We start from the raw sequence: 8,035 nt of genomic DNA, 5'->3' as shown, positions 1-8,035 counted from the left end.
CGCAGCAAGTTCAATGTGCCTTCTAAATCTGCCAGTTGTTCCGCTGTGAGATCGGAAGCGTTCAAACTCTCCAAGGGAGGTAAGTCCGCCATGGTTTGCACACCCGCCACCAGCGGATATTCGTAGGTCTGTCCGGCAAAGTACTGTTGCGCCACCGGCGAGAGCAGGAAGTTGATGAATTTCAACGCATTTTCCTCATTCTTGCCGGATGCCAGCCGCCCAATGCCGGAAACCATCACCAGCGAATCGGGGCCGCCATTGTTCATAAAATGATTGCGGGCCGGGAAGGCTTCGCCCTGTTCTTTGAGAAAGCGGTAGAGATAATAGTGGTTAACAAAACCCACTTCAATTTCTCCGCTGCCAACTGCGGCAACAATCGGCATATTGCCTTCAAAGACAACCGGCTGATTTGCGACAATTCCATCCAGCCATGCTTTTGTTTTTTCCTCTCCCCATTCTTTTCGCATGGCAGTTACCATCGCCTGGAATGAGGCATTGGTCGGCGCCCAGCCGATTTTTCCTTTCCAGCGCGGGTCAGTGAAGCCGAATAAATCATCCGGTAAATCCTCTGCCTTTAAGCGCTGGGTGTTATATACGACGACCCGCGCCCTTCCGGAGATACCGACCCACAAACCCTGAGAAGAGCGGAAACGGCTCTCCACCTTCGCTAAGGTGTCTTCGGGCAATGCCGCCAGCAAACCGGCATTGGCTATTGCTCCCAGGCCACCCGGGTCCTGGGCATAAAATACATCTGCCGGTGAATTTTTTCCTTCCTCCAGCAGGGTTGCAGCCAGTTCGGCGGTGTTACCATAACGCACTTCCACCTTTACACCGCTTGCCTGCGAAAACTGTTCAATAATCGGCGCAACCAGACTTTCGCTACGCCCGGAGTAAATCACCAGCCGGCCGGCATCCTGCGCCTGAGATGAAGCGGACAGAGAGGCACAACCGGTCAACAATACTGCCACAAGGGGCAGAATCCACCAGTAACGGTTTTGATTCACTTAACAACTCCTTGAATGGTGTAGGTTGGGTTGGGACGGGCTATATATACCCAATAAGGCGATTTTTGTCAATATATAAGAAAAAATTCATAGAAATTATGCGGAATTTTCCAGTTATCCTTTGGGGAACGTTTTTTCGCCTGCCGGCGTCCTAAGAATAAATAGAGATTAGGCAGACTGGATTAAAGAGTTGGAGGTAGATGACCATGATTCGAAAATGGATTCTTCCCATCCTTTTGGGCGGTTTGATCCTTCTCGCCGCTTGTACGCCGGTTGATCCCCTGCCTGAACAGCCTGTTCCGACTACTGAACCTATCCAACTGCCCGTCGCTGAAAACACTCCGCTCCCTACCGTAGAAGAAATCCTCCCCCTGCCAACGATCAGTATCACCATTCCCCAAGGAGAGGTTGACATGGTTATTGAAAAGGTTCGCCCATTGATCGCCGAACAGCTGGGGGTTTTACCAGATGAAATCCGCTTGCTGGAAATCGCTCCCGTTGAATGGCCGGATGGCTGCCTGGGTTTGGCTTCTCCCGATGAGATGTGCATTCAAGTCATCACTCCCGGCTACCGCCTGCTGATTGAAGTCAACGGCCAGACTTATGAAGTCCGTACCGACCAGAATGGCAACACGGTGCGAATCAACCGGGAATTGAACCCTCAATTTCCCCGTGAAGTGGATATAAAACTTCCTGCCAGATGTCAGCAAGAAGGCATGAAAACCTATGTGGATTTGGTGAACGCTTATTGCTTTGCCTACCCGGCCGACTTCATCACCGACCCGCACGGATTAACCGCCATTACTGCACAACCTGAAAATCCCGCCAATCCGGAAGAAGTGGTTGCCCGTCTGGATATATTCAGCGGGCCGGCAACCGCCGAGGTAACCTTAGATCAACTGGTCAGCGACTTCCGGAAACAGTTTGAGGGATCCCAATCACCGGTAAGCCTGCGCCAAACCCAAATCACGCTGGATGGTCAACCTGCTCATGTCCTGGAACCCATACCCGGGCGGTTAAGTTCCCGCATGGTGTTTGCGCTGCACAACGCCCGCTTCTATCAATTAATCTTTTTCCCCCTTGATGAGTCCAGTGTCGAATCCGATTTCAATCGGCTATACGAAGTAGTTATCTCCACCTTCACCTTCCTCCCCTGAAGGGTGAAGGCAGCCTCCCGCCGGATTCGGCGGGAGGCTTTTTTTACAGGTCTGGGATTAATTCCCGCAACCGGCCAAGCGTTACCCCTGCCAAATCAGGCAGTTGATAATCGGCAGAGCCAACCCGCTCGCTCGGCCCAAGCCCAAGCGTGCACATCCCGGCTGCTTTTCCGGCAGCAATCCCCGCTTCGGCATCCTCAACCACCAGACATTCCTCCGGTGATACCCCCAAACGCTCAGCAGCCAGCAGAAACAAATCCGGGGCCGGTTTGCTGCGTGCGGCGGCATTGCCATCCACCACCGCATCCAGCCACTCCCCAATTTGCAAACGCTCCAGTACCAGCGGCGTGTTTTTGCTGGAAGACACAATCGCCACCTTGTAGCCGGCCTGATGCAGTTCTTTCAGCAGTTCCAACGCCCCCGGCAGCAGGTTCTCCGGCGTCATACGGGAAACATACTCAATGTAGTACCGGTTTTTCCGTTCCATCCACTCGTTCATTTCCTCTTCCGTTGCCGGACGGCCGTTCAGCAGCAACAACAGCGATTCGCGGCGCGAAACTCCCCGCAGAGCCTCGTTTTTCTGACGGTCAAACGACAGACCCAATTCATCCGCCAACCGCTTCCACCCAAGGTAATGGAACTCGGATGTGTCGGTCAATACGCCATCGAGATCGAATAGAAAAGCGCGTATCATTCCTCACCCGCCTTCCCCGATGAATTGAACAGGTCAATTTCCAGTGTTTGACCGCGATATTTCAACCGAAAAGCCAGCCGCTTCCAGTGCGTCGGTAGACAGGGTTGAGTGTTCCAGTCGTTCTCTCCCAATTTCAACCCGCCAAAGCCAAATACAATTGCCTGCCAGATGCCCCCCGCTGAAGCCGCGTGAATTCCATCATGGGCGTTGCCGCGCACATCCTCAAGATCGGCCAGCGCAGCGCGCATGAAATGCTCATAGGCTTCCTCGGGTTTTCCTACCCGGCAGGCAATAATCGCATGGATTGCCGGCCCCAGTGAAGAACCAAAGGTATGATCCGTCCTTGCGTTGTAGTACTCGTAATTTGCCCGCAGCTTGTTTTCATCGAACAGTTCCGGCAGTAAATAGGCCAGCATGACCACATCCGGCTGTTTGAGAATATTGGCTTCGCTGGCGCCTTCGATACCCAGCAGGGATTGAATGGATTGAGTACGCGGTTCCAAAGCCTGCAAATCAATTTGCTTGCGTTGAAAATACCCTTCAAACTGTTCCACCAGACCGGTCTGAGCATCTTCCTGCCAGTAAATTTTTTCTGCCACTTCCTGCCAGTGCGCCAGTTCGTTTTCATCCAGTTCCAGCTGGTCGCGGAGCTGGGCAGCCTTTTGCGGTTGATGGCTTTCCAGCCATGCCAGTACCTGGAGCGCGGTTTTCAACTGCCAGCGTGCCAGCGCATTGGTATAGGCGTTGTTATCCACATGGTCATGGTATTCATCCGGGCCGATGACATCGGTAAATTCGTAACAGCCGGTTTCGGCATTCCATTCCGCCCGGCTGGCCCAAAAACGGGCAACATCCAGAAAAATCTCCGCTCCGCGATGAATCATAAAGTCATCATCGCCGGTTGCCTGCCAGTACTGCCAGATGGCGTAACACACATCCGCCGAAATGTGAATTTGAATATCGCCGGTCCAGATGCGAATGAGTTGGGTTCGGTCGCTAGGATGCGGCACCCAGGTGGGAGTTACCTCTTCGCCGGTGGCCGCGCTTTCCCATGCGTATTGAGCCCCTTTATAACCATTTTCACGGGCTTTTTTACGCGCCCCTTCCAGGGTGTGGTAACGGTACGAGAGTAAATTACGGGCAATCTCCGGCCGGGTATAAGTGAAGAAAGGCAGCATGAAAATTTCCGTATCCCAAAATACATGCCCGCGGTAACCATAACCGGAGAGTGCTTTAGCCCCGATGCTTACCCGTTCGTCCTGACGGGGGGCCGCGGCCAGCAATTGGAAGAGGCTGAATCGCACTGCCAGATGAGCGCGATCATCTCCTTCAATCAAGACATCACAGCGCTCCCACTCACGCTGCCATGCGCGGGCGTGACTCTCCCATAATCCCTTCCACGCTCGTTTTGGAACGGTCTCCAAAGCCCGCCGGGCAGTTCCCTGAGGGTCGTTGGTTTCACGTGAGGTATAAAACGCGGTTATCTTCTCGATCTCGACAATCTCGCCGCTTTTCAGTTGCGTGGTTACCACCAGGGTTGGTGCGTTACGGGTATCCCAGGCGGATTGCTGAAGATTACCTCCGCCGCTGACGACGAGGCGTGTCGCAGCCCCCAGTTCAATTCCAGAAGAACGGGTGCGCAGATGAAGCCATGCGCTGTTCTGCCCAAATCCCTGCCCGATCCAGTCCCAGTGTTTGTAATTCAGGTTATCCGTTTCACCACTCAAGGTCGTACGCGCTTCAAGGTTAGTATTCTCTAACGCCTTAATCGTGACCCGCTGACACAACAGATGGGGGTTTGCCAGACTGGCAAACCGTTCAAAGGCCAATTGCCAGAGCATCCCCTGTGGGCTGCGCCACTCCACCCGACGGCTCAACCTACCGGTGCGTAAATCCAGCTGGCGCTGATAGACCAGAATTTCACCCTCGGTTAACCGGAACGGCTCCCCTCCCAACCACAGGTTGAGGTCAAGCCAATCCGGCGCGTTGACCAGCTCGGTAAATACGATGGGTACATCATCGAAGACCCCATGAATGAAGGTGGTGCGTTCCTCGCCGGGGTAGCGCTCTTCATGCGCTCCACGAGTGCCGAGATAGCCATTCCCAATCGTAAAAATTGTTTCGGCATGATTCTGGCGGGCAAGGTCAAAGCAAGTTTCAGTGATTAACCAGTTACGATCATTCAGCATAAAATGAACCCTCTATGTGCAACAGTATTCAGTCTCAGCCCTCTTTCAACCCCGTACCGGCAATGCTCTGGGTGAAGTAGCGCTGGAAGATGAAGAAGATGATCAGAATCGGCAGGGTGTTGAACAGTGAACCTGCCAGCACCTTGGAAATCAGGGTGTAGTATTCGCCGCGGAACCAGTTCAGCCCGATGGGCAGGGTAAAGTTTTCCGGCGTGCGCAGAATGGTCAACGGCCACATAAAGTTGTTCCATTCACCCTGAAAGGTCAGCAGCGCCAGAGTCAGCAGTTGTGTGGTGCTGATGGGTAAAACAATACGGAAGAAGATGCCGAACCGCCCCAACCCATCAATCATCGCCGCTTCTTCCAGTTCCTTGGGGATGCTCTTGTAAAATTGGGTCATCATAAAGATGCCAAAAGCCGCCACAATCCCGGGCAAAATGACGCCGCCCAGATTGTCCATCAAACCAAAACCGGTAGGGATGGTAACATCGCCGATTTTCAATCCGCCGCGAATGATACCCGGGCCAACCACGAGGAAGTTCGGAATCAGGGTTACCTGGCCGGGAATCATCATCGAAATCAGCAAGGCGGTGAACAAAAACTTCTTCAGCGGAAACTCCATGCGGGCAAAAGCATAGCCTGCCATGGCGCAAAACAGGACACGCGCCACCGTCACCACAATCGAGATGATGGTACTGTTGAGCAGCCAGCGCGGAAACAGCGGCAAAGCCCCAATCACATCACGGAAGTTTTCCAGGCTGAACGGAATCGGCCAGAACAGGGGCGGATCGTACACATTGGCAACCGGTTTGAGGCTGAAAATAAGCGTGAAATACAATGGCGCAAGGCACAAAATGGCCCAACTGATCAAAATCACATAGAAGATGGGGGTTTTGAGGCGGTCTAAAAGCGCGATGAGTTTATCGGAAAAGGATTCTTTTTTGGAAATGGTTTGAGTTATCGTAGCCATTCTTTCACCTCGCTCATGCCGAACCAACGCTGCCGCTTCCTTCGATAATCCGCCGCTGAATGAGGGTGAACACCAGAATAATCAGCGCCAGAATAAAGGACAGGGCGGCCGCCTGCCCCATCTTGACCGTTGTATCCCGGAAGGCCCACTTGTAAATCAAATAGGCAACCGTGGTGGTCGAATCCAGCGGCCCCCCGGAAGTCATCACATAAATCTGGTCAAACACCTGAAAACATCCGATCAAGCCAACCGTCACCACGAAGAACACCACCGGGCGCAGCATGGGGATGGTGATGAAGCGCAAGGTTTGGAACTTATTGGCGCCGTCAATCGAGGCTGCCTCATAAATTGCAGTGGGAATGTCCTGCAGGCCGGCCAGAAAGATGAGCATCAACGTGCCGCTAGTGGTGAACACATTCAAAATCATGATGGTGTAAAAGGCATAGCGTGGATCGTTCAACCAGTTGATATTGAGGTTAAATATCTGATTGACAATCCCCAGCGGGCTGAATAACCATACAAAAATCAGGGAGATGACTACCGAAGAAGTCACGGAGGGTAGATAGTAAATGGTGCGGAAGAGGCGCCGAAAGCGCAGTTTTTGATCCATGGCAAACGCCAGAATCAGGCTCAATACGGTTTGGGTTGGCACCACAATCAAGGTGTACTTGACGGTGTTGGGCAGTGCCTTCTTGATAAATAGGTCATCACACGCCAATGGCGGCGCATCCTCGCCGCGCGGCATGAGAGCCTCCAGGCACAAGACCCGGCGGTAGCCTTCCAGTCCCCACCACTCCGGCGGACGCAGCAGGTTATAGCGGGTAAAAGACAGATAAAAGGCGTAACCTATCGAGAAAATTGTAAAAGTGAAAAAGATGAACAAATACGGCAATAGAAAAATATAGGCGGTGAGGGCTTCGCTGCGTTTTTTTCGTTTTTCCGGGTTATCTTTGCGCCGAAATAAACCCGCCGGACGATTGGAAACTGTCTGTGTCATTCCTCCATCCTCCATTATTTCACGGAGAGGGTCAGCCGCTGCTGGGCTGACCCTCTCCAGCACGACCGCTTTACTTCACTTCGGCAATTTTTTGGCGGATCACCTGCGCCGCCTGTTTCAGCGAAGCATCTACCGCTTGATTTTCGAGATAGATGCGTTCCAACGCTTTACCCATCTGTTCGTTGACATCCGAGCCAACCAGACCCCATACAAACGGCCGTGCACCTTGCAGCGCTCCGCGGAAGATGGCGCTGGATGCCGGATTCGTCTTCAGGAAGTCGCTGTTCTGCAGGGACAGGCGGGTAGGCAGGGCAAAACCGCTTTCCAAAACTTTGTTTTGTGCCTTTTCGCTGGTCAGATAATTGATGACCCGCATGGCTGCTTCCGGATTCTTGCTGTTGCGCGAGATGACGTAGGCAACCGTGAAGATCAAATTGCCTTCACCTTTCGGGCCAGCCGGTGGGGTGACCACACCGTAGTTGGTGTTGGGGAATTGCTGCTTGAGGTAGGGAATCAACCAGCCGCCTTCATATACCATGGCGAACTGCCCCTTGCCAAACACCGTCCCCTGCCAGCCTTCGCCAACATCCGCCGGAATGGCGCCGATCTGATTCTTGCGGAAGTCGGTGTAGAAAGTGGCTGCTTCAACCGCGGCCGGCGAGTCGAGCAGGGTGTCGCTGTAATCCTCGGTCATAATGGAGCCGCCGTTCTGGAAGACAAAGATTGGGAAGCGGCCCGGATCGGCCGGCACACCCAGCCCGTAGATGTTATTAGCGGGATCGGAAAGCGCTTCGGCAGCCGCCTTCAAGTCATCCCACGTCCAATCATCGGTGGGTTCGGCAATGCCCGCCTTGGCAAACAGATCTTTGTTGTAGAACAAACCCAGCGTGTTGAAGTCTTTGGGGATACCGTAGGTAACACCACCCTCAGAGAAGGCATCAATCAAAGAGGGGATGAAATCATCGCGTTTGACGCCTTCCTTTGCCATCAGGTCGTCAATTGGCAGCAAAACCTCATCGCGCAC

Annotated in this window: 7 protein-coding genes; 1 reads left to right on the top strand and 6 read right to left on the bottom strand. The window is 53.3% G+C overall.

Annotated elements, in window-relative coordinates; genetic code table 11:
• A partial coding sequence (locus tag VAE48_RS17360; protein ID WP_322794600.1) for an iron ABC transporter substrate-binding protein occupies positions 1-1,004 on the bottom strand: 1,004 nt, incomplete at its 3' end.
• Between the two features lie 206 nt (positions 1,005-1,210).
• Between VAE48_RS17360 and VAE48_RS17355 the strand changes: the two genes are divergently transcribed.
• A complete protein-coding gene (locus VAE48_RS17355) occupies positions 1,211-2,161 on the top strand; it encodes a hypothetical protein (RefSeq protein WP_322794599.1) in 951 nt (316 codons plus the stop codon).
• Positions 2,162-2,204: 43 nt separating this feature from the next.
• Here VAE48_RS17355 and pgmB read toward each other — a convergent pair whose 3' ends face one another.
• From pgmB to VAE48_RS17330, 5 genes are all read right to left on the bottom strand, one after another.
• Positions 2,205-2,855 (bottom strand): beta-phosphoglucomutase, encoded by a 651-nt coding sequence (gene pgmB / locus VAE48_RS17350; RefSeq protein ID WP_322794598.1) that lies wholly within the window; start codon positions 2,853-2,855, stop codon positions 2,205-2,207.
• Entirely contained in the window at positions 2,852-5,044 is a 2,193-nt protein-coding gene (locus VAE48_RS17345) for a glycoside hydrolase family 65 protein (RefSeq protein ID WP_322794597.1), read from the bottom strand. The genes pgmB and VAE48_RS17345 overlap by 4 nt, the downstream gene beginning before the upstream one ends.
• Before the next feature lie 34 nt (positions 5,045-5,078).
• Positions 5,079-6,014, bottom strand: a complete 936-nt coding sequence (locus VAE48_RS17340) for a carbohydrate ABC transporter permease (protein WP_322794596.1) — start codon at positions 6,012-6,014, stop codon at positions 5,079-5,081.
• Between the two features lie 13 nt (positions 6,015-6,027).
• Positions 6,028-7,011: a sugar ABC transporter permease gene (locus VAE48_RS17335; protein ID WP_322794595.1), complete on the bottom strand. Its 984-nt coding sequence runs from the start codon at positions 7,009-7,011 to the stop codon at positions 6,028-6,030.
• 70 nt (positions 7,012-7,081) lie between these two features.
• Positions 7,082-8,035 (bottom strand): ABC transporter substrate-binding protein (locus VAE48_RS17330; RefSeq protein ID WP_322794594.1); only part of this gene is annotated, 954 nt, incomplete at its 5' end.

The sequence above is a fragment of the Bellilinea sp. genome (assembly GCF_034432615.1).
Taxonomy (GTDB): domain Bacteria; phylum Chloroflexota; class Anaerolineae; order Anaerolineales; family Anaerolineaceae; genus Bellilinea.
Note: the sequence above shows the minus strand (reverse complement) of the source record. Positions and strands in the feature narration are given on the sequence as shown.

What these genes read in the sequence shown, in the direction of transcription:
- VAE48_RS17355 (WP_322794599.1), top strand. Translation starts at nt 1,211, where the DNA reads ATGATTCGAAAATGGATTCTTCCCATCCTTTTGGGCGGTTTGATCCTT.
- pgmB (WP_322794598.1), bottom strand. Translation starts at nt 2,855, where the DNA reads ATGATACGCGCTTTTCTATTCGATCTCGATGGCGTATTGACCGACACA.
- VAE48_RS17345 (WP_322794597.1), bottom strand. Translation starts at nt 5,044, where the DNA reads ATGCTGAATGATCGTAACTGGTTAATCACTGAAACTTGCTTTGACCTT.
- VAE48_RS17340 (WP_322794596.1), bottom strand. Translation starts at nt 6,014, where the DNA reads ATGGCTACGATAACTCAAACCATTTCCAAAAAAGAATCCTTTTCCGAT.
- VAE48_RS17335 (WP_322794595.1), bottom strand. Translation starts at nt 7,011, where the DNA reads ATGACACAGACAGTTTCCAATCGTCCGGCGGGTTTATTTCGGCGCAAA.